The sequence below is a fragment of the Chitinophaga oryziterrae genome (genome assembly GCF_009758125.1).
Lineage (GTDB): Bacteria > Bacteroidota > Bacteroidia > Chitinophagales > Chitinophagaceae > Chitinophaga > Chitinophaga oryziterrae.
Genome location: NZ_WRXO01000001.1, coordinates 1,106,713 through 1,130,161 on the forward strand (window position 1 = coordinate 1,106,713; position 23,449 = coordinate 1,130,161).

A 23,449-nucleotide genomic window follows, 5' to 3' on the forward strand; every position below is an offset into this window, starting at 1 on the left:
TCATTGCGGTCGCAAAAGGACTATTATTAACAAAGAGCCGATAAGATCTTTTTAACATCTTATCGGCTCTTTGTTATACTATTATCAAATGTCGTCTATTTTACGTGCTGCAAAAAATCGATAATCAATCCGGTGAGTTGTTCAGGTTGTTCCTGTTGTAACCAGTGACCCGCACCTTCAATGATGTGAAAGCTTTGCATTTTTGTACAGGCCTGGCGCTGCATCTGCTCTAATGCGCCTGGCGGGCGAAATGTTGCCCAGTCAGCGATCCCTGAAATAAAACAGGAAGGCACATCTATTGTGTGACCCGAAAAAAGTTCGAGGTCAGACCTGTTTAATCCGCCCGTGGTGCAGCGGTACCAGTTTAATCCGCCTTGGAAACCAGTACGTTTAAACTCCTGTGTATAGATATCAAGGTCGTTATCCGGAAGCCATTTGCAGGCGGCTATTTCATTCTGTGAGGGCATGTTGGGAGCAACTGATTCCGGCATTGTTTTATCAAGATCCAGAACATAATAAGTTGGCAGTTTGGCGAATTCTTCCGCCGTGCCCGAGGTAAGGGGAAATGGTTTATTCTGGTTCCAGTCGGCACTCTTTACATGAAAGTAAGCCCGCTGAAAATCGTGCAGGCCCTGTTTGCAATTCAGCATTTCATTATTCGCGCTGCGTGATGAGAAATAGGTGGTACTGTCCTTACGGGGTCTTGATAGTAATGCAAGTGGATCTTGAGCAGGTGGCGCCGCCTGGTGCAGATAGGGGGCAGGATGTTCTCCAACGCCAAAAGGTAGAGGTGGCACACCGCCGAAAGGGCAACTTAGAAGAACGACTGACCGAAAAAAATCTGGTCTGACAAGAGCGCAATAGGCCGCTACTGTCGCCCCCACATCGTGTCCGACTATAGAATAAACAGACTCATGCCCCATAGCCATCATCAAACCGAGAGCATCGCGGGAAAGTTCATGTGTCCTAAAAGAGGCGAAATTTCCATCATAATCGTTATCCCAACCTGTTGTGCGGCCATAGCCACGAAGATCAGGGGCGATCACATGGTAACCCGCAGCAGCCAATGGCAGCATTATTTTCCGCCAGCTGTAGGCAAGTTCCGGAAATCCATGCAGCAGTAGTACAGCGGGGCGTTTTGGTGTGTCAAAACCGGCTTCCAGTACATGTACTGTCAGGCCGTTGACCCCGGTAACATACCGTTCACGTATGCCTGCCGGTAGTTTCATGTCATTTAATTGTTCATTTGTTTTCATATGATTTGGTTTTTTTTCTGCTAATACCTCCAAAGGGCGGATCAAAACCGCTCCCAAAGCAACAAGCGCTGTGCTTTTTGCAAAGTTTCTGCGTTTCATATTTGGTATTCATTAAAAGACTTTTTAGTCTTATTTTGTTTATAAAAAAATGGTTTCCCTGATTCAATCATTTAAACCATATAGCTCATTTACGCTTGCTTGATCTCGAAAGATTTTAATTCAGATTTAAGCATCTTTATAACTGTGTACATCGGCTTAACACTATCGGTTACTCTCGAAACCAGAGTTGCTCCTTCCAGCATTACGAGTACTTTTAAACAATACTCTTCAGGGTTCAGTTTATCTGATAATTCTCCGTTTGCTATACCTTGTTTTAAAATATCAATAAAAAGTGTCATAGAGGTTTCGATCATTGCCTTTACCTTTTTTTTGATTGTTGGATTTGTGTTATCCGAGTCTACACCGAAATTCAAAATAGGGCATCCGCCTTCGATAAAGGGATCCAAAGGATTTTTACGAAGATCAATGAACGCAAACAGCTTTTTAACCGCTGTTTTTTCTTTTGACATAACAGAATAAGCTTTGGCGGACATTTTACTGAAAAGAAAATCTACACTGGCGATAGAAATCGCCTCTTTGTTTTCAAAATTCCCGTATATGCCTCCTTTCGCCATCTTTGTGGCCGCCAGTATATCATCTATAGTCGTTCCGGCTATTCCTTTCGAATTGAATATTGGCGCCGATTGTTCAATGATAAATTGCTTAGTTCTTTCCGCTTTTCCTTTTATGTTCATTGCTTATTTTAATTATTCAAATTTAGACTAAAAAGTCTTATTTAAAGAATAAATAAAAAATTAACCAAATTATGGCAATGTAAGGCTATGATATTGGAGGGACTGGGCGCAAAAGATCTAGTGGTGCTGGCGGCTTCAAAACGCAGCTATAGGAAACGGCGCAGCACCTGAATGAGGCGTTGCGGGATATTGGCAAGATCATACACCAGCCGCATTTCAAAACCAAAACAGGAAAGAGACTTTAAAAATTTAAATCGGATTTAAAGCCGTAATCAAATCTTATTAATTTTAAGTGTGTTATTACCCTAAATTCAATTATTACGAGCAAATGGTTGGCTTAACTTTATGACATTGGACCCGGCACCATGTAAGGGGCCGCTTTTTTCTTCGGTTAAATTTGCCCGTTATAATTTGGGTCAAATTCCACTATCCATTCAATACCATACTTGTCCCTGAACATGCCGGCGTAGGTACCCCAGGGACCGTCGCCAATGGGGCCTTCAATATCCCCACCTGCCGATAATCCGTTAAATATTTGGTCGGCCTCTTCCTTACTTTCAGCACTAACAACTATTTTAGACCGGTTTTCGTTTTCGTTTACCCGCCCCATAAATTCGGGAACATCGTTGGCTATCAGTACATTGTGTTTGCCAATAGGTAACGCAATGTGCATTATTTTGTTGGCATCATTCTCGGCTACCTGAAATTCAGCGCTCGATAGGTCCTTGAAGCGAATGATCTTTGTGAACTCACCGCCAAAAACTGATTTGTAAAAAGTGAATGCTTCTTCGGCATTTCCGTTGAAGTTGATCCAAGGGTTAATTGTTCTCATAATTTTTATTCTTGAATGATTAATTTTATATTTCAACATAATTTTTCATTCAATCGGTCTTTTATTAAGCCTGTTGAACATGATAGTCTTCCGCGTGATGGACTAATAGCTGCGCCAGTAATCGCGCTGCTTTTTTGCGATATTGACCTGCCGGCCAGGAAATAGTGGCCAATCGGGTCATACCCTCGCCTGTAATTTTCAGTGCTTTTAATTCAGGATAGTTAAAGATCGACGAACCCATTAATATGGTTGCCCACCGACCACTATCTACCAATTGTAAAAGCATATTGATATCATTTACTTCCATTTTGATATCGGGTATTAAATGATGATCTTCCAATAAAAGATCGAGGTAATTGCGGATGCTATATCCTCTGGTAGGCAATAGCAAAGGCAGACCATCTAATTGCTTAATGTTGATCTGCTTTCTACCGCCCATCGGATGGCTTTTGTGAACTACAAGTGCCAGGCAGGAAGAAAACAAACGTTCAATTTCAAATCCTTCGCCTTTCTCGCCTTGAGAAAAAGATAACATCATATCAATATGACCCTGATCAAGCTTGTCCAGTAAATCCTGAGTGGTGCCAAAGCTGATTTTTATGCTGATTTTTGGGCATTCTTGTGAGAAGTCCAGTATAGCTTTCGTTAACAAGGCCATTAGTCCGTAGGTTACGCCGATCGACAGCGTTCCTGTATTCAGGTTCATCAAATCCTTCAACATGTCCTTGCCGTCTTCGGCATCTTTCGCTGTCTTGAGGGCATAAGGCAAAAACGTTCTACCTGCCTCTGTGAGCCGCACCCGCTTTGCGATCCTGTCAAACAATGGTATTCCCAGTTCATCTTCCAATTGTTTGATCTGTTGAGATAGTGTGCTTTGCGTGATAAATAATGCACCCGAAGCCTCAGTAAAATTTTGTAATTCGGCGGCTTTGATAAAGTATTTCAATTGACGAAGTTCCATTTTTAAAAATATTAAAAATAATCGGTTTTACCGATCAAGTATATCTAAAATAAGAGTTTTAACGATTAGTGAATTTCGGTGACCTTTGAATTATTAAACAAAAAATATCATGGAAATCAAACAAACTACCGAAAACGCGCTTTCCCACTCAACTGTAAAAGCGATCATTAACGCGCCAATTGAAAAAGTAAACATCGCAGATTGGTTATTCAATCTGCCCGATGAAGAATATCAAAGGTGCTCTACAGCTCATATCGCAGCTGGCTTTACACGCACTTTAGCTGGCGAGCCTATGTCAATCAATGTAGAGACCATCGGTAACGCGCTTATCATTCAGCATTATGTGGCTACTGAGTACAGGGCAGATTATTGCCGTATGTTATCGGTTTCTGATGCGATCACTACCAACGGGCGCAGCAAAGTTCAGGTGCTATGGGAACTTAGAGCCACAAAATTGGACGATCAAACCTGTGAATATACCAACGAAATTCATGCAACAGCAACGCCTGAGTTTTTTGAATTTATGAAAGTGCACAACATTTCTTTGACGCAGGCTGCTCACGACCGCCAGGTTGCATCGGATGCTCACAATCATGAAGAAACACCCCTGTTTGCAAAAAGCATCGAAAAGAAAGCCCTTACCGGCAGTTATGGTATTTGATTGAATGGTTAAAAAAATGAAATCGAAATTAATCAGATAGCTGAATATGCCAGCAGGTATGCCGCAAAACGATCGACTACCGATGGTCAGCTATTATTAAAGCCATTATTTATTTCCGTCGACCCATACTTAAGAGCTGCCATGAGTGGTGGACATCCGCCCGGTTTGGGTCAACAATACCGACGAACAAGCCAATAAAGGTTATTCACAGTAATAGGGACATATTTGGTATAGTTCGACCCATTAAAATATTTACCACCTTGATTTATATCGTTTTATAAAATAAGCATAAAATTACCGGAACGACAAAATCTGCTACTGTAGCGGATTTTGTTCTTTCTGCGGAGAGAGGGATTCGAACTATGTTCGTTTAAGTCATTTTTTAGGCCTATTTATACGCGTTTTGAGTTACCTGATAGTATTTATACAATGAAGAATCTGAAACCGGCAACTGAGTACGTATTCAAGCTGGAGATATTAGATTACGATGTATTCATGCGTGTGCAACGGTCAGTTGTTTCAACATTAAAATCGATTGTAAACAATTTTATAAAAAGGTGTGCTGCATACAGCAGCGCACCTTTTATTTTGAAAAGTATCATTAGCATGATGCACAAACACCGGAACTCCGTTAGCTTTAACTTTTTTCCATTTCTTCCGTATACTTCCCTCTGCGGGCAGTACTATTAAGACTTGCCCTGTGGTACAGCGCCTGTTGCGCAGCCGCTATGTTCTCCGGTTTCCCTGCCCATAAATCCATTGCCGGTTGCTGAACCGCTCTTGCATAAGAAAATGTAAGCGCCCAGGGTAGAGAAGGGTAGAGTTTATGCATTGTGTTTAGACGTGCCGTTGCCTGTTGAGGTGACTGCCCTCCGGAAAGGAATGCGACCCCGGGTACAGAAGCAGGTACACAACGCAGTAAGCATTTAATGGTCGTATGTGCGATGATCTCATCATCTTCCTGTACGGGGCAATCCTTAGCAGGCAATATCATATTAGGCTTTAATATTATCCCGTGTAGATCTACCCGTTGATTATGCAATTCGGTAAAGAGCATCAGCAACCCTTCCTGTGTTACTTTCCGGCATCTTTCTAATGTATGAGTACCATCCATCAGCACTTCCGGTTCCACAACCGGTACTATACCTGCTTCCTGACAAATGGCCGCATAGCGTGCCAGTGCATGCATATTCGCTTCCAGGCAACCACCTGAAGGGATATGTTCATTGATAATGATCACTGCCCGCCATTTGGCAAACCTGGCCCCCAGTGTGTAATACTCACTCATACGCTGACGTAAGCCATCCAGTCCTTCAGTGACTTTCTCCCCGGGAAATCCCGCCAGCGCTACTGTTCCCTGATCTACTTTTATCCCCGGGACGATGCCCTTGTTCTTCAGGGCATCTGCGAAGGGAACGCCGGCGAGGGTCTGCTGCCGGATGGTTTCATCACTTAGAATAGCAGCGCTGATGGCTGTTTCCAGGTTAGGTGTGTTAACGATCAGGTCGCGATAGGCCCGCCTGTATTCTTCTGTTTGCGGGATACCGGCTTCCGCAAAACGTTTGTTACAGGTAGGAATACTTTCGTCCATAGCCAGGAGGCCTTTATCGCCTGCCATCATGGCCTTTGTTGTGTCCGTCAGTTCTTGTGTTTTCATGATGTTTTTTTCAGCTGCATTTATTGCATCAAAATTTGATCCGATTATCTGATTGTCCGGAACTTATTGAACAGCTTCAAGGATATGTGCAACCATTTTATCCATCTCATTGTTCTCTATCCATCTAACAACTGCTACGAGATCATGTTGCGGATCTACATAAATAAAGTTCGTGCCGTTGCCAATATGGACAAAAGCATTAGCAGGAGCGCCAGGTAATAATTTACGGTCCGTATTCAGGAACCAGTTCATATAGCCATAACCTGTGTTGGCAGTGGTAGGCGTTAACGCCTGTTGTACCCATTTCTCAGAGATCAGCTGTTTGCCTTTCCAGTTGCCTTTATGCAGTGTGAGCAGGCCAAAGCGCCCCATATCATACGCATTAATGAACATCCCGCCTCCCCAGTGACCGCCGCCACTGACAGACTGTATTGGCTGTCCGTCCAGCACTATCCAGGAGTTACGGTAGCCATACCATCTCCAGGTATTGGAGGCGCCTATAGAATCCATAATGAGTGTTTTGAGTACCTGCGGCAGTGGCTGCCGCCATACGCTGGTAGCCGCGAGGGCCAGGGCATTCACCCGTACGTCGTTATATTTCCATACGCTGCCGGGGGTATTCCTTTTGCGGGTCATCCATTCCGCTGCGTTACCAGAGGGCCTGTCTGCCCAATCAGGTTTCCCCCATAATGTACCTTCCCAGTCGCTGGTCTGGCGAAGCATGACATCCCAGGTAAGGGTGCGGTTATGGGCGCTTGCAAAGGGGGTGAGTAAGCCAGGCTGCCCCAGCTGTTCCGGGGCCGGGTTACCGGCGTTGAATACCTCTATAGGCGGTACATAAGGCGCTACGGTATCATATACGCTGTGGATAAGGCCGCGGTCTACCGCCAGTCCTATGACAGTGGAGAGGAAACTTTTGGTAACGCTGTGCGTCATATCTATCCTGGAAGGGTCTCCCCATTCTGCTACAATATATCCTTTGTAAATGATAATACCGGTAGGGTCTCCGCGTTCAGAGAACGGACCTACGCCATCGCTGTAGGGTTCTTTGCCGAAGCTCAGCGCCTGGGCAATTTCCTGGTTACGGGCAGCTTTGGATTCGTTGTCTTTCGCAAACTGAATAGCGGCTGCCAGTTTAGTAGAATCGAGGCCCAGAGAGGCAGGGGAGCGGTGCTGCCATTGCCCCCGGGGAGGGAAATAAGATTGTGAAAAGCCTGTTACACCCAGACTTATAATAAGGCAAAAGAGGATAATACGTTTCATAATGGGTAATTTACTAAATTCAGGGCCGCATTGCGAAGAATTATGAAGAAGATTATACTTGACCTTTCAGGAGGAGTTGCCGAGCGTCTGCACGTGAATTCTGCCATCTGTTTTAAGCCTTTCATCGATTATCTGAGGAAAAGGGCGGAAGAAGAACAGACCGTTAAAGCAATGTTGTTTAAAAGCACCCTTTCATTGTTTGACAGCCAGAATGTGTATGACCAGGATATTCCGCTGGAGGAAATCCACCAGTATGAAGTATTGCTTGAGCAGGTATACCTCTGCCTTTCTGCGCCACTGGCCGCAGAGAATGAACTGGCCTGGGCGCTTGGTTATCCTATGCAGCCGGTTGTTTTTTATGGTACCAGTACGCTATATGATCTGATGGAAAGAAGGAAAGACTACAATGACTTGTCTATCACTCCAAAGAGAACTGAAGATCATCACCGGGAACGTCTGCAGATTGTATATTCACTCATTCTCAAGAAAGTATATAATTTCCAGGTACCTCTTAAAACAGGACAGTATCATGGCGTTAAGAACATGGATACCGGTTTGCATGAGTACTATGGAGTACAGATGAATGTAGACTTTATAGAGGTGACCGTAAAAGGAGAAAAACCTGATATCGATTTCAAAAAATTATATACAAAACTGACGGATGGCGCAGGCTACGAAATACTGGAAGGTATGTTGCCGCTGGACCTCTTTACTTTCAGGGGAATAACTGCGGTGATGATATCGGATATCACTGCCCGTATGGCTGTACAGCATATACGGAAGGTACAGTTGGACAGTCATCCCGGTGATGAAGATGAGCGGTATAAGAGTGTGATGTTATCGCTGAAAACATTAGTTAAGAATAATAATATCGAATTTGATCTCTTCCCTTTTGTAAGAGTGAATGATGAACCGGTATATGGTTATGTAAAAGGAGGAACAGGCGTGCTGTTTTCTGTATGGGGGGAAGACCGTTTATCTACAGAAGAATTTCAGCGGCAGGTAAAAGGATATACTGCCAGTCCACGTTTCTTTTTCTCCGAAGATATTACTGCACCGGAAGAACAGGGGCATGTTTTCCTGGAGTATTTCCGTAAGCTGGGTGTGCGGTCGCTGGCGCTGATGCCGGTATTTTATAATCATAAACTGGTAGGCGTATTATGTATGCATACCTGGAAAGACCATACTTTCTCCGAAAGTATTCTGCCATTACTGGAGCCTGCTATTTCAGCCGTGGAACAATTATCACAGATATACATCGACGAGTTTAACCTGGAGATAGAAACTATTATCAAGGAACAATTCACGTCTATACAGGAAGCAGTGCAATGGAAGTTTAATGAAGCAGCCTGGAATTATCTGTATAGTAAGAAGAAAGGCCTTCCTGTTAAAACAGTGCCTATCCGTTTCAATGAGGTGTATCCGTTATATGGCGCTGTGGATATCCGCAATTCTACTATAGAAAGGAATAAAGCCATCATTGCTGACCTTGAAGGCCAGTTAAATACATTACTGGAAACACTGTCGGTTTTGCAGGAGTATGATCATTCTGCACTGATGGAAGAGTTGATCTTTAAGTGTGGGAAATGGAAGGAGATGCTGCAACAAGACCAACTGAATGCGGCAGATGAAAACAACCTCACTATTTTTGTGAAGGAAGACGTTATTCCTTACTTAACTCATCTGTCGAAACAGGATAAGAATACTGCTGCTATCATTGATGAATACCTGTTACTGTCTGACCGCAATTTACAAAGCAACAGGCAGGCGCTGGAAACAGCGATGCAGATGATCAATAATGCGGTAGCGGAATATTACGAATCCCAGCATGATACACTGCAACAACCTTTTCCCTGTTACTTTGAGAAGTTCAGGACAGATGGTATAGAGTATGATATTTATATTGGACAGTCTATTGCACCGGATAAACCATTCAATCAGTTCCATCTTAAAAACCTTCGTCTCTGGCAGTTGTCTTCCATGGCAGCCATTGCAAAAATCACCCATGGATTGCTACCGGAAATGCCTACACCTTTGCACACTACGCAATTGATCTTTGTGCATAATAATGTGATCAATATCGCTTTCCGTACAGATGAAAGAAAGTTTGATGTAGAGGGTGCGTACAGTATCCGTTACCAGATGATTAAAAAACGGATTGATAAAGTGCGTGTCCGGGATACAGAAGAACGGTTGACTCAGCCGGATAAGATTGTGTTGATTTATTTTGATAAAGCAGATATACACGACTATTTACCATTCATCCATTATTTACAGGAGAAGGGCACTTTACATAACGACCTCGAAGAGCTGGTACTGGAGGACTTACAAGGCTTAACCGGGTTAAAGGCGCTCAGGGTAGGAGTGGTCTATTAATAGTAATTTAATGTTATCTTTTTTTGTGATGGCTTATTTTTGTTATCTCATGAAAAGATATTTATCAGCAGTTTTTGTTCTCCTGACTAACTGCACTTTTGCACAGGATACGACACAACATGTAGTTGCAGGTAGAATAAATAGTGTTTCCCAACAACAGCAGCCTTATGTAATCATGATTTCCATTGATGGATTCCGGTATGATTATGCAGAGAAATTTAACGCGCATAATCTGTTGGCATTATCTGATGCAGGTGTGCGGGCAACTGCGATGCAACCTGCTTATCCTTCCTTAACTTTTCCCAATCATTATTCTTTAATCACTGGTTTATATCCTGCGCATCATGGTATTGTGGATAATACTTTTTATGATCGTACACGTAAGCGGGAATATAAAGTAAGTAATAAAAAGGAAGTGGAAGATGGCAGCTGGTATGGCGGTACTCCTTTATGGGTGCTGGCAGAGCAGCAGCATATGCTGAGTGCGAGTTATTTCTGGGTAGGTTCTGAGAGCGCTATACAGCATACTTATCCCACGTATTATTTTAATTATCAGGAGAAAACAGGTATTGATCAGCGGATACAGACGGTAGTGAACTGGTTAAGTTTACCGGAAGAGAAACGTCCGCATCTGATCACTTTTTATTTCCCTGAAGTAGATCATCAGGGGCATAAGTATGGTCCTGATTCAGATAGTACAAGAGATGCCGTACAGTTTGTGGATGCCAGTATAGGTAAGATGATGGCAGCGGTATCGAAGCTGCATCTGCCGGTTAATTATATTATAGTATCCGATCATGGTATGACGACAATGGATACCGTGCATAATGTTATAGTTGCCCCGGTAGTGAAGGATATGATAACGGCCAGTGGTAATGAAAAGATGATGTTGTACGGAGATAATGAAGCGCGGGTGAAATTTGTGTATGATTCGTTGAAGCAGCATGCGGCACATTATACGGTTTATCTGAAGGAAGAGACGCCTTTGAGATGGCACTATGGCATGGAAGACGTTTATCACCGGATTGGAGATATTATCCTGGTGGCAGAAGCCGGGTATATGTTTGTGAACGAAGAAACTAAAAAGAGATATCCGGGGCATCATGGGTATGATAATAATCTCACCAATATGAATGCGGTGTTTATGGCGTGGGGACCGGCATTCAAATCGCATTACAGGATCGCTACCTTTGAAAATATACATGTTTATCCGTTGGTAGCGAAGTTGTTAGGGCTTTCAATAACAGAAAAGATAGATGGGAAGATTGAAGTATTGAATGAATGTATTAAATAAAACAGGCTCCGTAAGGAGCCTGTTTTATCTACTTCGCTTTTCTGTCTCCTGCCATAAAGTTGACCATCCATCCCGGATATTCCGGTGCCAGTTTGCTGATATCATCTAAGTGTTTCAGTTCTTCTTCATTGAATTGTACGTCTACAGATTTGATGTTATCATTCAACTGCTGGCTGTCTTTAGCGCCAATGATTACAGAGGTCACTACTTTCTGATGCAACAGCCACGCTAATGCTACCTGTGCCACAGAAATGCCTTTCTCTTTCGCCATTGGGTGAAGCACGTCCAGTATATCATACGTTTTTTCAAGGTTCACAGGCGGAAAGTCGAAGTTCTTTCTGCGGGAGCCTTCCGGTCCTTCTATATTGCGGCCATATTTACCGCTTAAAAGTCCGCCTGCCAGCGGGCTCCATACCAGTAAGCCTACTTTCTGATCTAACAGTAAAGGCGCGAGTTCTCTTTCCAGGTCTCGGCCTGCAATGGTATAATACGCCTGTAGGGATACAAATTTTGAAAGGTCTTTGTATTCGGAGAAGGAGAGGGCTTTCGCCAGCTGCCAGGCCATGAGATTGCTGCATCCGATGTACCTTACTTTACCGCTTTGTACCAATGTATCAAGGGTGCGGATTGTATCCTCGATAGGTGTCAGCGCATCATAACCATGAATCTGGTAGAGATCGATGTAGTCGATGTTCAGGCGTTTCAGGCTTTGATCTACCTGTTCCATGATATGTTTGCGTGTCAATCCAACCTGGTTAGGGCCGGTACCCATCGTACCACGTACTTTGGTTGCAATGATGAGTTCATCCCTGTTAAGCCCCAGGTCGCGGATGGCCTGGCCGGTCATTTCTTCCGAGAGCCCTTCTGAGTATACATTTGCGGTATCAATGAAATTGATCCCGGCTTCTACAGATTCTTTTACCAACTGGTTTACAGCCTCTTGTCCCAGCTGACCTATTGCAGCAAACCTGCCTTTACCGCCAAAAGTCATTGTACCCAGGCACAGCTCAGACACTAGCAGTCCGGTATTACCTAAAAGATTGTACTTCATGATGATATGATTTATATAATGAATAATTATTCATATTTATGATAAAAAAAACTACAATTTCAGTGCGTCCCAGCAGATTGTCCATACCTGATCCGTATAAGTTTTCTGTACCGGCTGGTCCCTGATAAAGCCGGCTAACTGGCCGATAGTGCCGTGCAGAAAAGTGATCATGAATCTGGTATCCATCTCTTTCAGCAGCATTTCTGTTTTACCCCGCTGTAATAATTCAGAGAGAGGCTGAAGCAATCCTTTTGTGGCGTCAACAGTAGATGCTGTTACATATGGGGAATTGTAGAACTGCTGCAGAAAGATGGTCTCCGGGTAGTATTCCAGGAAGAAACGGAGATAATCATTACACATTTTCTTAAACAACACTTTGAAGGGTTTATCTTCATTTAATCCATCAGAAATGGTGCCGTAAAACTTCAGCTTAACGGTAACGTATAGCTTATTAAGCAGTTCTTCTTTGCTTTTGAAATAGATATAGACAGTGCCGGTAGCGATCTTTGCCTGTTTAGCCACGGCTTCCATAGATACGCCGGACAGCCCCACTTGCTCTACCAGCCTGAGTGTAGCGTCAAAGATCAGCTCTTCCTTAGTACTGCCTTTTCCTTTCATTTCTCAAAAATATGAATAATTATTCATACTGATCAAATAAAAAAAATCCTATATTGCCTGATAAGCATAATTATACGCTAATGATCAGGGCAATAGCTTTGGACGACGAACCTCCTGCATTAAATGTGTTGCAATCCTTTTGTGAGAAAATGGGAACAATTGTGCTGGAGAAAACATTTACCGGAGTTGCGGACGCTTTAAAATACCTGGAACAGTTTCCTGTAGATCTGTTATTTCTTGATATCAATATGCCTGCTATTTCGGGAATTGATTTTTATAAATCTATCCCACAAAAGATCATGGTGATATTTACAACTGCTTATAGTGAGCATGCTGTAGAGAGTTATAATCTGAATGCAGTTGATTATTTATTAAAACCTTTTACTTTTCAACGCTTTCTGCAAGCCGTAGAAAAAGCAGATAAATACCTGCGGCTGGAACAGCCTAAGGACCTTGTATTGCGGGTGGATTACGGACTGGTGAAAATTGTGTTAGCAGATATTCTTTTCATAGAAGCCTATGATAATTACCTGAAGATTCATGTGGTAAACCTTAAACCCGTTATTGTAAGGATGACCATGAAAGCATTGTTATCGTCTATACCAGCAGATTTATTTATCAGAGTGCATCGTTCTTATATTGTATCTCTTAGTCATATTGAGCAGGTACGGAATAAGGTTATTTCCGTAGCAGGACAGAAAATCCCATTGGGGAGTAGTTATGAGGAGGGGTTTTTCCAGTCTTTCAGAGGGGAATAGCCTGTTCACCACAACATATCGCCTGTTCACCCCTGTAAACTAAACTTCATTTTATAGTTTCCGTCAGTATAGCATTACTATCAGACAAAGCTATATTATGAAAAAGCGAACCATCTTACTTATCGGTGTTCCTGCGCTATTATTTTTTGCCTGCAGCAAAAAGGATAGTACGGATACTACCACCACGACCACTACAACTGATACAACAACTACAACAACGGATTGCAGCAGCGCTGCTAACTCTCCTGCGAAGGTCGTATGCCTGGCAGAGGCGTTTGAAGCGTTGCTGACATCCTCTCAGCTGGCTACTTTACAGGTGGACTATACGCAAACAAATGCGGTGAAATGGTCTAACCTTCCCTGTGGGGCTACCTGCCGTAATGGGTTACAGATGAGTAATCTTACTACTGCACAGGTGACTGCTGCCCTGGCAATAGTTGCTGCGGCTTCGGGTACTGTAACAGATGAAGGGTATAGTGAGATCCAACAGATCATGGCTGCGGATGATGTATTAAAAGCCGCCAGTGGGGGCACCAGTTATTCATCCGGTATTTACTTCATCGCTTTTTTAGGAACGCCTTCTACAACAGGCACCTGGCAGTTGCAGTTCGGTGGGCATCACCTGGCTGTGAATATTACTTATAAAGCGGGCGAAGTGGCAGGGGCTACTCCAAGGTTCGAAGGGATTGAGCCTAAGAGCTGGGTAACAAGCGGTACCACTTATGCTCCTCTGGCTGGTGAACAATCCGCCATGGCTGCCATGCTGGCTTCTTTAAGCAGCAGTGAGCTGGCCAGTGCGAAACTCTCTGCTACATTCAGCGATGTATTACTTGGGCCTAATGAAGACGGTCAGTTCCCTGCTACGAAACAAGGTCTGGCAGTGAGTTCATTAACCAGTGCACAGCAATTGCTGGTGCTGGCAGCCATGAAGCCCTGGGTAGAAGATGTGGATGATTCTACCGCAGCTACATTACTGGCTACCTATAAAGATGAATTAAGCACTACTTACATTGCTTATTCAGGGAATGCTACACTGGCCACTAATGCGGATTATGTACGTATAGACGGACCAAGTGTATGGATAGAATTTGTTTGTCAGACAGGAGTGGTATATCCAAGCCAGATTCATTATCACAGTATCTGGCGCGATCATAAAAGAGATTACGGGAACAGTTTTACATTTTGATGCATGAGAGGGTTTATATTTTACAGCCGCCGGACTGCCATCCGGTGGCTGCTTTTAGCTTTAACGGTATTTCCCTGCAAGGTCTTCGCGCATCCGATGCCGAACTCTTTTGTAATGCTGGATATAAAAACGGATGGCGTTAATGCCGAATTACAGCTACCACTAAGCGAATTGCAACTGGCCTTTGGACATGATGTAGCACAAAATTCGGGTACGTTGGTGGCGCGGCTGTCTCCGGAACTCCGCGCTTACCTGCTTGCCCATATTCACGCGGTGAGTGCTGACGGGCGTGCATGGACAGTGACTGTCCGGGACCTGCGGGTGCAACCTGTAGAGCAAAGCGCCAGCGGTCCTTATCAGGAATTAACGGCACATCTCTGGTTACAGCCACCAGTCGGTGTTAGTACAAAGGACTTTACACTGAACTATGATGTGATTATTCATCAGCTGGTGACACATAAGGCGCTGGTCGCTATTCGTCAGGACTGGGAAAAAGGTGTTTACAGTGAGCAGCCGGAAGAAGTAGGTGTGATACGCCTGGATATCCCTACCGGTACTATCCTGCCTTTGCATATTAACCAGTCGGGCGGCAGTATGTGGAGAGGTTTTAAAAGTATGGTTTCATTAGGTATGCAGCATATTGCAGAAGGCACAGATCACCTGTTGTTCTTACTGGTGTTATTGTTACCGGCACCGTTGCTGGTAAAAGAGAAACGATGGGGTGCTTTCGGGGGGACTAAATACAGTGTTATCCGTCTTTTAAAAGTAGTGACGGCTTTTACTGCCGGTCATTCAATTACCTTATTAGCCGCCGCTACCGGCTGGTTACGTTTACCAGGGCAACCGGTAGAGGTCTTGATAGCGATTTCTATCCTGGTATCAGCTATCCATGCTTTACGCCCGGTTTTTTCCGGTAAAGAGGCTTATATAGCTGCGGGATTCGGATTGATTCACGGGATGGCTTTTGCCAGTACGCTGGCTAATCTTGACCTCGATACTACCAGGATGGGATTAAGTATTCTTGGATTTAATATCGGGATAGAGCTGATGCAGCTTTTCGTAATCGCCATTACAGTCCCCTGGTTGATTTTATTAAGCAGGACAGGTACTTATCCCTATATCAGGATTGCCGGAGCTATTTTGGCGGCTATTGCGGCATTAGCATGGATTATTCAACGGGTATCAGACAAGACGAATTTTATCACGGACCTGGTACAGCAATTAATGAAGTATGCTCCCTGGATGATATTGTTGTTAGGAATAGCTTCAATTATTAGTGTCAGCAGGGAGAGATATGGTCGTAAACAGGACTTGAACAGGCTCTGAACAGGATAATCCTCCGTTTATCCTCCGTTTTTAAACGGAGGATAAACGGAGGATTATCCTGTTCAGAAGCCATTCAGAAGTCATTCAAGGTGTATTATATTAGTAGTTCTTACCCGGCTTTGTTGTACAAAACTCTTTCCCGAAGAATTTTTTGATAAAGGTTTGTGGACTGATACCCAAATAATGATTGAAGTCTTTGATCAGGTGGCTTTGATCATGATATCCAAAATCATGAATAAGGTCAAACCAGTCTATTTCATTTCCTGTATTTTGTTCAATGCTGGTAATCACCTGTTTGAATCTTAAAAAGCGCAGCATCTCTTTGGGGGAGTATCCTACATATTTTTTAAATCTCGATTGAATAGTACGTTCAGATAAATTGGCATCTTCGGCAATGGCTTTGACAGGTTCGATGGAAGGGTCATTAAAATAACCGGCGCCTTCCAGCAATGGGAGAGATGCGTTGTCAGATATATGAGTAAAAGAGAGAATATAATCACTGAGGATTTGTGGCCTGTCGTTGTAAGGCGTTCCGTTTAAGATAGACCACAATTCATGGTAAGTGGCTTCATCAGGGTAATGAACCGTTTCACTGTCCATTTCATCCATGGGGAGTTGAAATAAGCGGTAAAAGCCATCGAGGTTAAATACAACGGCCAGGATATCCGTATTTTTTAATAACTCATAATTCAGCATTTTCCGTAATGGCCCTAACAATGCAAGATGTTCAATTTGTAGGTTGCTTAACGGCTCTGCGGCAAATGAAATTCTTACAGGAGATCCGAAATTGAAGATCAGCATCATCTCATAATTGGGAGAAAGGTGTCCTGTATTTTCTTCATAATCGGGTGTTGTCTGTATAGCGTAAAAGTGTTTTACGATACCAGATAACGGGGGTTCTGCTTCGAAGTGTTTGCCTGTGAGTCCCATTTATACAGCTTGTTATGGGTACAAATTTAGCCCTTATAGTCCCGATTTGTACATATGGGGTTAAAATTCCCTATCTGATCTATGGTACCGGGCAGTGATCAGGAGAAGTTTTCAGACAGGTAATCATTGAAAGATACCCTTAGATGTTCGACATTTTCCAGGAGTACGATAATCTTTACTTCCAGTCTTTTTTGAAGGTCTATGGTTTTCCTGAGTTGGTGCACATTGGTGGGTTGAAGCAGGTATTCCTGTTCCCTGATCTCATGCCTTAAGAGGCTGATCTGTTCATCAGTTTTCAGGAACCTGTTCTGGAAATATTCCAATACTTCCAGCTGCTCTTTGTCAGGGTCAGTTTTTAGAATATGTGCCAGTCGGGTTTTGAAATAAATGTTTTCATCTTCCAGTGCCTTTAAACTTTTCTTCCAGGATTCGTATTCACTGAGTTTTCCGTTTACCATTTGTCACGCTGTTTCGGCCAAAATTAACCAGACGGGCAAAAACAGATCATGACGAGGGTTATTTCAGGACATGATCTCCGTCATTTTTCAAATATGAGGGATTCTGACTTTACCCCTAATTCTTCCAGCGTAGCATTTACATCCTGGATCATTTTATCCGGGCCGCAAACGTAGAAGTGTTTATTGAAGTCGGGGATTTTTGCCTGTAAGAAGGCTTTATCAATATGAACCTTTTCTTCTCTTGTAAGAATAAAGCGGGCATTTTCTCCCAGCATATGGATTAATTCATCTTTATATATGATGTCTGCGGCCGTTTTATTGGAGAAGAATAAGATATTGCCGTCCAGCTTTTTTTGCTGATGAAGTTCACGTAGAATGGCTATAAATGGTGTGATACCGGCCCCTCCTGCTATAAAATACCCGGGCCCTTTATATTCGATCGCTCCCCATACGTCACGGATCATCAGTTCATCTCCTGTTACCAGCTGATGTAACTGATTGGTAACGTTGTTATATCTTTTGATGGTGAATTCCAGGTAGGCATCACTGTTTAAAGAGGTAAAAGTGAAGGGCCGGGTTTCATTTTCCCATCCTGGTTTATTGATAGATACATCTGTTGCCTGTCCGGGGGTATATTTATAACCTTCCGGTTTTTCTATACGAAAGCATTTTACATCATGAGTCACCTGTTGTATAGAAATGATTTTTACAGAGAAGGTTGTCATATGTATGTGTTTTAATGCAAGGTCTTTATTTTTCTTTATATTCAGAAGATATTCCGCTGTTATTGCCACCATTGTTCTCCCTGTAACGGCCTCTTCCAATTGATAACATTAAATTAAGATACTCCCGCAAATGATTGCATTATTTTGCACTGCGATGCCAAACGAGCAGCTATGCAAAGTAGTGAAGATATAGAGTTGTTACATCAGGTCAGGTCGGGTGATAAAAGCGCTTTTGAAAGGTTTTTCAATGAGCATTGGCATGTATTATTCACATTTGCCGGTAAATTGCTGAAATCTGATGATGATGCAAAAGATGTAGTGCAGATGGTATTTATCTCTTTATGGGACAGACATGAAAAGTTAGAAATAACAGGTTCGCTGCAAAACTACCTGCTACAGGCAGTAAGATATCAGTCGCTCAAAAGGCTCAAAGAGATCATGGATAGCCCTGAAAACCTGGAAAGGGTACAGGAGCAGTTTATGCCGGTATTAAATGTTATATGGGATAAACTCCATGAATCCGATGTATTTAATGAAATAGAAGCCCAGCTGGAAACCCTTCCTTACAAAACCCGGGAAATGTTTTTGCTTAGCCGCCGTCATCATTTATCTGTAGCTGAAATAGCCATACGTATGGGTTTATCTGAAAAAACCGTACGGAATCAATTACATATAGCCCTGAAAACACTCCGTCATAACCTTGCCATCGTCCTCATATTTCTGGTTTGTTAATAATTCCTTAACCTTCCTTTTCGGGACAAGCGATTCCCTTTAGAGAACATATATGTAGGGGAACATATAACTAATGAACATCGCGCAATTAAAAGAAATTATCAGCAGGTATCTGGCCGGTAAGGCTTCTGATAAAGAAACCACATTTATTAATGAATGGTTTGGCCGTGCATTGAAAGATGCGGAACAGGTACCTGTTACAGAATATACAGAAACACAGCGTATAGAGGTACTTGGCAACCTGCATGCAGCAATGAATAAGGACCATAAGATAATATGGCTCAGATGGGTGGGAATGGCTGCTGCTGCCTGCCTTTTATTATTAGCAGGATATACTTACAGGTTTGAACTACTTGATATTACAGACCCTATACCCATGCAGAAAGTAGCTGCTATGAAATTCCAGGTGAAAAAGATAGTGCTCCCGGATAGTTCTGTTGCGATACTGAATTCAGGTAGTGAAATTATATTCCCTGTCCGCTTTCGTGGAAATAAAAGAAATGTACAACTGAACGGGGAAGCGTTCTTCGATATTGCACAGGATCCCTCATCTGTCTTTGCTGTTACAGCTCCGCATATACAGGTGCAGGTACTGGGTACTTCGTTTGTAGTGACAGACGGTACCAGTATCCCTGCTGCCAGCGTAAGCGTAAAAACAGGAAGAGTAGCTGTAACCACTGATGAGAAGAAAACACAATTATCTGCTAACGAGGGACTGGTATACGATCAGTTAAACAGGATAGTGAATATTGATAAGCACATGGATGTGGATATTGAATGGACAAACAAACAACTCGTATTTAATAATTCCACGCTGGCAGATGTTTTCCGTGAAATGGAGAAATTATTCGATGTAAAAATAAAAGTAGCAAAACCTGCTATTGATACAACAAAATTCACCGGGGCATTTGATACAGGTGATTCTTTAGACGGTATGCTTAAAGTAATTTCTCTATCCTACAGATTAACGATAGAGAAAAGTAAAAGCGGGACTATTATGATCAGGTAGCATCATCAATTTCATCATACAGATACTTAAATTATTGCAACGCAATGATAAGGGGGATTCTATTTTCTAAAATTAACTAATCGAATGAAGGAGAAATTTTTACAAAGACTTATATACGGGCCGGGACGTGTTTTAATATTGTTACTGTTCACAGTGTTTTCAGCGATGGCACAGGATGGAGCACTGAATAAAAGAACAAGCATAAGCCTTAAAAATGAAGGATTATCCCGTTCGCTTGAAATCTTACAGCAACGCTCAGGCATCACGTTCTTTTACAATCCTGCAGAATTAAGTGCAGTAACAAAAAAATACACTGTCAGTTTTGATAATAAAACAGTACAGGAAATTTTAAATAGTTTATTGCAAAGTACAGGATTGGAATTTGAAGCTGCGGATAATAAAAAGATCGTCATCCGTAAGATTGTTATACAGCAAAAAACACCTGCACTACGTAAATGGAGGACGGTTACAGGAGAGGTAAGGGATGCAAAAAAGAATACGCCGGTAGGTGGTGTTGAGATACTTGTACAAAGTACAGGTAATCATATTACCGCAGATGCTGCCGGAAAGTTTGCAGTGGAAGTAAAAGATACCGTGGATGTATTGATACTTTATTTTGTAGGATATGCTACCAAAACAGTAAAGGTGGGTGATAAGGAGATATTAAATATCAGTATTACACAGGATAGTAAAACACTGGGTGGCGTGACGGTAGAAGCGCGTCGCCGTACCAATACAGAAGCCTCGCTGTTAAACGACCGTAAGAACTCCGCTATTATCTCTGATGGTATCTCTGCACAGAACATAGAGAAAACGGCCAGTATTACTACCACACAGGCATTACAACGTGTCTCCGGGGTTACTATTACGGATGAAAAGTACGTGGCTATACGGGGATTGGGAGACCGTAGTGTAATAGGACAATTGAACGGCGTACGTCTTGCTTCTTCTGATCCTGATAGAAGCGCTATCCCTCTGGACCTGATCCCAGCCAGTCTGCTTGATAATATCACTGTATATAAAACCAGTTCACCGGATAAACCTGCTGATGCATCGGCAGGTATCGTTGAATTGAAAACAAAATCAATCCCTGAACATGAAACTTTTAATATTACTATACAGAGCGGTTTTAATACGCAGGTAGGTTTGGATGGGAAAGTGAATAGTTTTTATAATAGTGAAACCGGATTTTTAGGACAGAAAGTAAAAGACAAAGGATTAAGCAATGATTTTCTGAACCTGTCTAAACAATATCCTAATGGCTTAAAGGATATTCAGGATAAAATAGCTGCCAGTCGTAACGATCCTGCTTTACTGGCTGAAGCGAACCGTATCAATGGTATTATGCATGAATTTGATCCGGTGATGACTACAAGGTACAAACAGGCTCCGCTGAATCAGATTTATTCTCTTACTTATGGAAATAGTTTCGATGTATTTAAGAAACATAAGATAGGTATCATTGCAGGTGCGAATTATTATAGCCGTACTACAGATATTTATGGTGGGGACCTCACGCAGTGGAGTATTTATCAGGGGGTATTATCCGGTAACAGCGATGTGTACAGTCCGCGTATCATTCCTAATTACATCACACCAAATAATATTCATTTAGGTAGATATCTTACTTATAAGGAGAATACAGGTACACAAACATTAAACTATGGTTTCCTGGGTGGATTAACATATCGTTTTAATCCGCAACATGAGATCAGTATGCAATATCTTGGCAGCCGGGGGGCTGAAACTAAAGCAAGCAATCTGTATGGACATTATGAATATACCGGCTTACCAGGTACTGTATCCAATATCGTTTATTCGCTTAAACAAAGTTACCGTACATTAAATACATTTAATTTACAGGGAGAACATAAGCTGATAAAAGGTATCAGGTTAAGTTATAACATGGCCACTTCTTCATCCGGACAGGATGATCCTGATTACCGTTTCGTGAATCTGGCAGATTATAAACCATTAAACGGAGGTACTTATGACGTGCCATCAACAACACCAAATGCAGGCGCTACTCCTACCTATACTTCTCATCTGTACTCACTGGTATCCGGTTATGTAAATGGCTATGGCCCTTATGGTATCATTCAGGCAGATCCTAATGGACGCAGGTTCAGGAAATTGCGTGAAACAAACTATAACTATAAAGCAGATGTAGCTGTTCCATTTAAAATAGCAGGACTGAAACAGGAATTTAAAACCGGTGTCAACTACCTGCATCGCAAACGGGACTTTACAGAGAACGTATTATTCCTGCCGGGATCTAATTATTCTGAAAGTAAATCATTGCCTTTATATGAAGTAGATGGTAACCTGGATCGCCTGGTGGGATATAACCGTATTGGCATAAGACCAGCCTCCAGCTATAATGGCGAAGGGCAGCCAATGGTAGGCGGGTTCTTATATAATATCCAGAAATCTCCTAATAACTACAGAGGCTTTTATGAAACCCGTGCTTTCTATGGTATGCTGGACCTTCATCTGAGAGAGAACCTGCGCTTCACTGGTGGTGTGCGTTTTGAAATGACAGATATTCAGGCGGCAGTTGATACCTCCGGCGTTTTCCTGGATGCTTCTATCACTACACCTGACAAGAACGGGAATAAGGTAAACCTTGTATACACAGAACCTAACTCTGTATATAAAACGAAATACAAACCTTACTATTCTGCCAACCTTACTTATACCCTGGAGGAAAAAATGAATTTCAGACTGGGATACAGTACTTCACTGGCCCGTCCCGAATTGAGAGAACTGACAAACGTATTTGATTTTGATCCTTTCCAGTTTGCCCTGGTAGTAGGTAATCCTAAACTTAAAAATCAGTTAACGACTAACTACGATTTCAGATGGGAATGGTTTACGGCTCCCGGGGAAGTGATCTCTGCTTCAGTGTTTTATAAAGAGATAGATAATCAGCTGACAAAAGTATACAAACAGAATTCAACAGGATTGGATGCACGTTTCCCTGAGTTTCCGGCCATTGAATTCCAGAATGATCCTAATAAAGGACGTGTATATGGTGTAGAGCTGGAAATAGTAAAGAGCCTGGGTATATTATATAAACCATTAAGCAATTTCTATCTGGGGTCCAACCTGTTGCTGGCACAAAGTGAGATAAAGAAAACAAAGGAGAGAATGGCCGCTTCACAGGCAATAGACCGTCGCGCACCAGCTAATAGCCCGTTGTTCGAACAGGCTCCTTATTCTGTGAATGTTTACCTGAACTATAACAATCCACGCAGAGGCACAGATATCACCACCACGTTTAACATGGTAGGGGAGCGCTTGATACAAGTGAACCTGGATGGTACACCGGATTTATATACCCGTCCTAATCCGGTGCTGGACATAGTATTCAGTCAGCGTTTGTTAAAACACCTGCAACTGAAAGGATATGCGAAGAATATACTGGACCGTCCATTACAGGAAGTATATGCAAATCCTGATACCGGTGGTAAATATTATGGAAAACAGTATATCCGACGGAGTTATAAGCGCGGATCGGAGATAATGCTTGGACTGAGCTATACATTGTAAAATATTAATT

20 protein-coding genes are annotated in these 23,449 nt (G+C 42.6%); 9 read left to right on the forward strand and 11 right to left on the reverse strand.

All coding sequences use genetic code 11. From position 1 onward, the window contains the following. Positions 1-95: 95 nt before the first annotated feature. The 4 genes from GO495_RS04555 to GO495_RS04570 form a co-directional block, all read right to left on the reverse strand. A complete protein-coding gene (locus tag GO495_RS04555; RefSeq protein ID WP_157298490.1) occupies positions 96-1,229 on the reverse strand; it encodes an alpha/beta fold hydrolase in 1,134 nt (377 codons plus the stop codon). Positions 1,230-1,444: 215 nt separating this feature from the next. Next, the gene (locus GO495_RS04560) at positions 1,445-2,050 is read right to left on the reverse strand and encodes a TetR/AcrR family transcriptional regulator (protein WP_157298491.1); all 606 of its coding nucleotides are present in this window, start codon (positions 2,048-2,050) and stop codon (positions 1,445-1,447) included. Between the two features lie 391 nt (positions 2,051-2,441). Then, the gene (locus GO495_RS04565) at positions 2,442-2,882 is read right to left on the reverse strand and encodes a VOC family protein (RefSeq protein ID WP_157298492.1); all 441 of its coding nucleotides are present in this window, start codon (positions 2,880-2,882) and stop codon (positions 2,442-2,444) included. Between the two features lie 64 nt (positions 2,883-2,946). After that, on the reverse strand, positions 2,947-3,843 hold the full coding sequence (locus GO495_RS04570; RefSeq protein ID WP_157298493.1) for a LysR family transcriptional regulator: 897 nt from the start codon (positions 3,841-3,843) through the stop codon (positions 2,947-2,949). 109 nt (positions 3,844-3,952) lie between these two features. Here GO495_RS04570 and GO495_RS04575 point away from each other — a divergent pair, with 109 nt between their 5' ends. Continuing rightward, complete coding sequence (locus tag GO495_RS04575; protein ID WP_157298494.1) at positions 3,953-4,504, forward strand: hypothetical protein; 552 nt, start codon at positions 3,953-3,955, stop codon at positions 4,502-4,504. A 637-nt stretch (positions 4,505-5,141) separates the two neighbouring features. On the opposite strand, the gene GO495_RS04580 is transcribed toward GO495_RS04575, so the two are convergent. Next, positions 5,142-6,161, reverse strand: coding sequence for a class I fructose-bisphosphate aldolase (locus GO495_RS04580; RefSeq protein WP_157298495.1), 1,020 nt, complete (start codon positions 6,159-6,161; stop codon positions 5,142-5,144). A 63-nt stretch (positions 6,162-6,224) separates the two neighbouring features. After that, positions 6,225-7,424, reverse strand: a complete 1,200-nt coding sequence (locus GO495_RS04585) for a serine hydrolase domain-containing protein (RefSeq protein WP_157298496.1) — start codon at positions 7,422-7,424, stop codon at positions 6,225-6,227. A 42-nt stretch (positions 7,425-7,466) separates the two neighbouring features. Between GO495_RS04585 and GO495_RS04590 the strand changes: the two genes are divergently transcribed. Both GO495_RS04590 and GO495_RS04595 read left to right on the forward strand, forming a co-directional pair. Further along, entirely contained in the window at positions 7,467-9,800 is a 2,334-nt protein-coding gene (locus tag GO495_RS04590; RefSeq protein ID WP_157298497.1) for a GAF domain-containing protein, read from the forward strand. Between the two features lie 49 nt (positions 9,801-9,849). Further along, positions 9,850-11,094, forward strand: coding sequence for an alkaline phosphatase family protein (locus tag GO495_RS04595; protein ID WP_157298498.1), 1,245 nt, complete (start codon positions 9,850-9,852; stop codon positions 11,092-11,094). A gap of 28 nt (positions 11,095-11,122) precedes the next feature. Here the strand turns inward: GO495_RS04595 and GO495_RS04600 are convergent, their stop codons facing one another. Continuing rightward, entirely contained in the window at positions 11,123-12,145 is a 1,023-nt protein-coding gene (locus GO495_RS04600; RefSeq protein ID WP_157298499.1) for an aldo/keto reductase, read from the reverse strand. Positions 12,146-12,196: 51 nt separating this feature from the next. Further along, complete coding sequence (locus GO495_RS04605; RefSeq protein ID WP_157298500.1) at positions 12,197-12,763, reverse strand: TetR/AcrR family transcriptional regulator; 567 nt, start codon at positions 12,761-12,763, stop codon at positions 12,197-12,199. An 80-nt stretch (positions 12,764-12,843) separates the two neighbouring features. Here GO495_RS04605 and GO495_RS04610 point away from each other — a divergent pair, with 80 nt between their 5' ends. From GO495_RS04610 to GO495_RS04620, 3 genes are all read left to right on the forward strand, one after another. Beyond that, positions 12,844-13,521, forward strand: coding sequence for a LytR/AlgR family response regulator transcription factor (locus GO495_RS04610; protein WP_157298501.1), 678 nt, complete (start codon positions 12,844-12,846; stop codon positions 13,519-13,521). A 97-nt stretch (positions 13,522-13,618) separates the two neighbouring features. Continuing rightward, on the forward strand, positions 13,619-14,707 hold the full coding sequence (locus GO495_RS04615) for a DUF3500 domain-containing protein (RefSeq protein WP_157298502.1): 1,089 nt from the start codon (positions 13,619-13,621) through the stop codon (positions 14,705-14,707). Between the two features lie 3 nt (positions 14,708-14,710). Then, entirely contained in the window at positions 14,711-16,033 is a 1,323-nt protein-coding gene (locus GO495_RS04620; RefSeq protein ID WP_205691200.1) for a HupE/UreJ family protein, read from the forward strand. 99 nt (positions 16,034-16,132) lie between these two features. Here the strand turns inward: GO495_RS04620 and GO495_RS04625 are convergent, their stop codons facing one another. From GO495_RS04625 to GO495_RS04635, 3 genes are all read right to left on the reverse strand, one after another. After that, a complete protein-coding gene (locus GO495_RS04625) occupies positions 16,133-16,963 on the reverse strand; it encodes a helix-turn-helix domain-containing protein (protein ID WP_157298503.1) in 831 nt (276 codons plus the stop codon). Positions 16,964-17,061: 98 nt separating this feature from the next. Further along, positions 17,062-17,421, reverse strand: coding sequence for a hypothetical protein (locus GO495_RS04630; protein ID WP_157298504.1), 360 nt, complete (start codon positions 17,419-17,421; stop codon positions 17,062-17,064). A gap of 80 nt (positions 17,422-17,501) precedes the next feature. Beyond that, complete coding sequence (locus GO495_RS04635; protein ID WP_157298505.1) at positions 17,502-18,146, reverse strand: FAD-binding oxidoreductase; 645 nt, start codon at positions 18,144-18,146, stop codon at positions 17,502-17,504. 171 nt (positions 18,147-18,317) lie between these two features. Here GO495_RS04635 and GO495_RS04640 point away from each other — a divergent pair, with 171 nt between their 5' ends. The 3 genes from GO495_RS04640 (at position 18,318) to GO495_RS04650 (ending at position 23,439) form a co-directional block, all read left to right on the forward strand. Next, positions 18,318-18,878 (forward strand): RNA polymerase sigma factor, encoded by a 561-nt coding sequence (locus GO495_RS04640; protein ID WP_157298506.1) that lies wholly within the window; start codon positions 18,318-18,320, stop codon positions 18,876-18,878. Positions 18,879-18,951: 73 nt separating this feature from the next. Further along, on the forward strand, positions 18,952-19,887 hold the full coding sequence (locus GO495_RS04645; RefSeq protein WP_157298507.1) for a FecR family protein: 936 nt from the start codon (positions 18,952-18,954) through the stop codon (positions 19,885-19,887). An 84-nt stretch (positions 19,888-19,971) separates the two neighbouring features. Beyond that, on the forward strand, positions 19,972-23,439 hold the full coding sequence (locus tag GO495_RS04650) for a TonB-dependent receptor domain-containing protein (RefSeq protein WP_157298508.1): 3,468 nt from the start codon (positions 19,972-19,974) through the stop codon (positions 23,437-23,439). The last annotated feature ends 10 nt before the right edge of the window (positions 23,440-23,449 follow it).

Coding starts and splice junctions, on each gene's coding strand:
- GO495_RS04590 (WP_157298497.1), top strand. CDS start 7,467: ATGAAGAAGATTATACTTGACCTTTCAGGAGGAGTTGCCGAGCGTCTG.
- GO495_RS04570 (WP_157298493.1), bottom strand. CDS start 3,843: ATGGAACTTCGTCAATTGAAATACTTTATCAAAGCCGCCGAATTACAA.
- GO495_RS04615 (WP_157298502.1), top strand. CDS start 13,619: ATGAAAAAGCGAACCATCTTACTTATCGGTGTTCCTGCGCTATTATTT.
- GO495_RS04610 (WP_157298501.1), top strand. CDS start 12,844: ATGATCAGGGCAATAGCTTTGGACGACGAACCTCCTGCATTAAATGTG.
- GO495_RS04620 (WP_205691200.1), top strand. CDS start 14,711: ATGAGAGGGTTTATATTTTACAGCCGCCGGACTGCCATCCGGTGGCTG.
- GO495_RS04580 (WP_157298495.1), bottom strand. CDS start 6,161: ATGAAAACACAAGAACTGACGGACACAACAAAGGCCATGATGGCAGGC.
- GO495_RS04560 (WP_157298491.1), bottom strand. CDS start 2,050: ATGAACATAAAAGGAAAAGCGGAAAGAACTAAGCAATTTATCATTGAA.
- GO495_RS04645 (WP_157298507.1), top strand. CDS start 18,952: ATGAACATCGCGCAATTAAAAGAAATTATCAGCAGGTATCTGGCCGGT.
- GO495_RS04585 (WP_157298496.1), bottom strand. CDS start 7,424: ATGAAACGTATTATCCTCTTTTGCCTTATTATAAGTCTGGGTGTAACA.
- GO495_RS04565 (WP_157298492.1), bottom strand. CDS start 2,882: ATGAGAACAATTAACCCTTGGATCAACTTCAACGGAAATGCCGAAGAA.
- GO495_RS04630 (WP_157298504.1), bottom strand. CDS start 17,421: ATGGTAAACGGAAAACTCAGTGAATACGAATCCTGGAAGAAAAGTTTA.
- GO495_RS04595 (WP_157298498.1), top strand. CDS start 9,850: ATGAAAAGATATTTATCAGCAGTTTTTGTTCTCCTGACTAACTGCACT.
- GO495_RS04575 (WP_157298494.1), top strand. CDS start 3,953: ATGGAAATCAAACAAACTACCGAAAACGCGCTTTCCCACTCAACTGTA.
- GO495_RS04555 (WP_157298490.1), bottom strand. CDS start 1,229: ATGAAACTACCGGCAGGCATACGTGAACGGTATGTTACCGGGGTCAAC.
- GO495_RS04640 (WP_157298506.1), top strand. CDS start 18,318: ATGCAAAGTAGTGAAGATATAGAGTTGTTACATCAGGTCAGGTCGGGT.
- GO495_RS04650 (WP_157298508.1), top strand. CDS start 19,972: ATGAAGGAGAAATTTTTACAAAGACTTATATACGGGCCGGGACGTGTT.
- GO495_RS04600 (WP_157298499.1), bottom strand. CDS start 12,145: ATGAAGTACAATCTTTTAGGTAATACCGGACTGCTAGTGTCTGAGCTG.
- GO495_RS04625 (WP_157298503.1), bottom strand. CDS start 16,963: ATGGGACTCACAGGCAAACACTTCGAAGCAGAACCCCCGTTATCTGGT.
- GO495_RS04635 (WP_157298505.1), bottom strand. CDS start 18,146: ATGACAACCTTCTCTGTAAAAATCATTTCTATACAACAGGTGACTCAT.
- GO495_RS04605 (WP_157298500.1), bottom strand. CDS start 12,763: ATGAAAGGAAAAGGCAGTACTAAGGAAGAGCTGATCTTTGACGCTACA.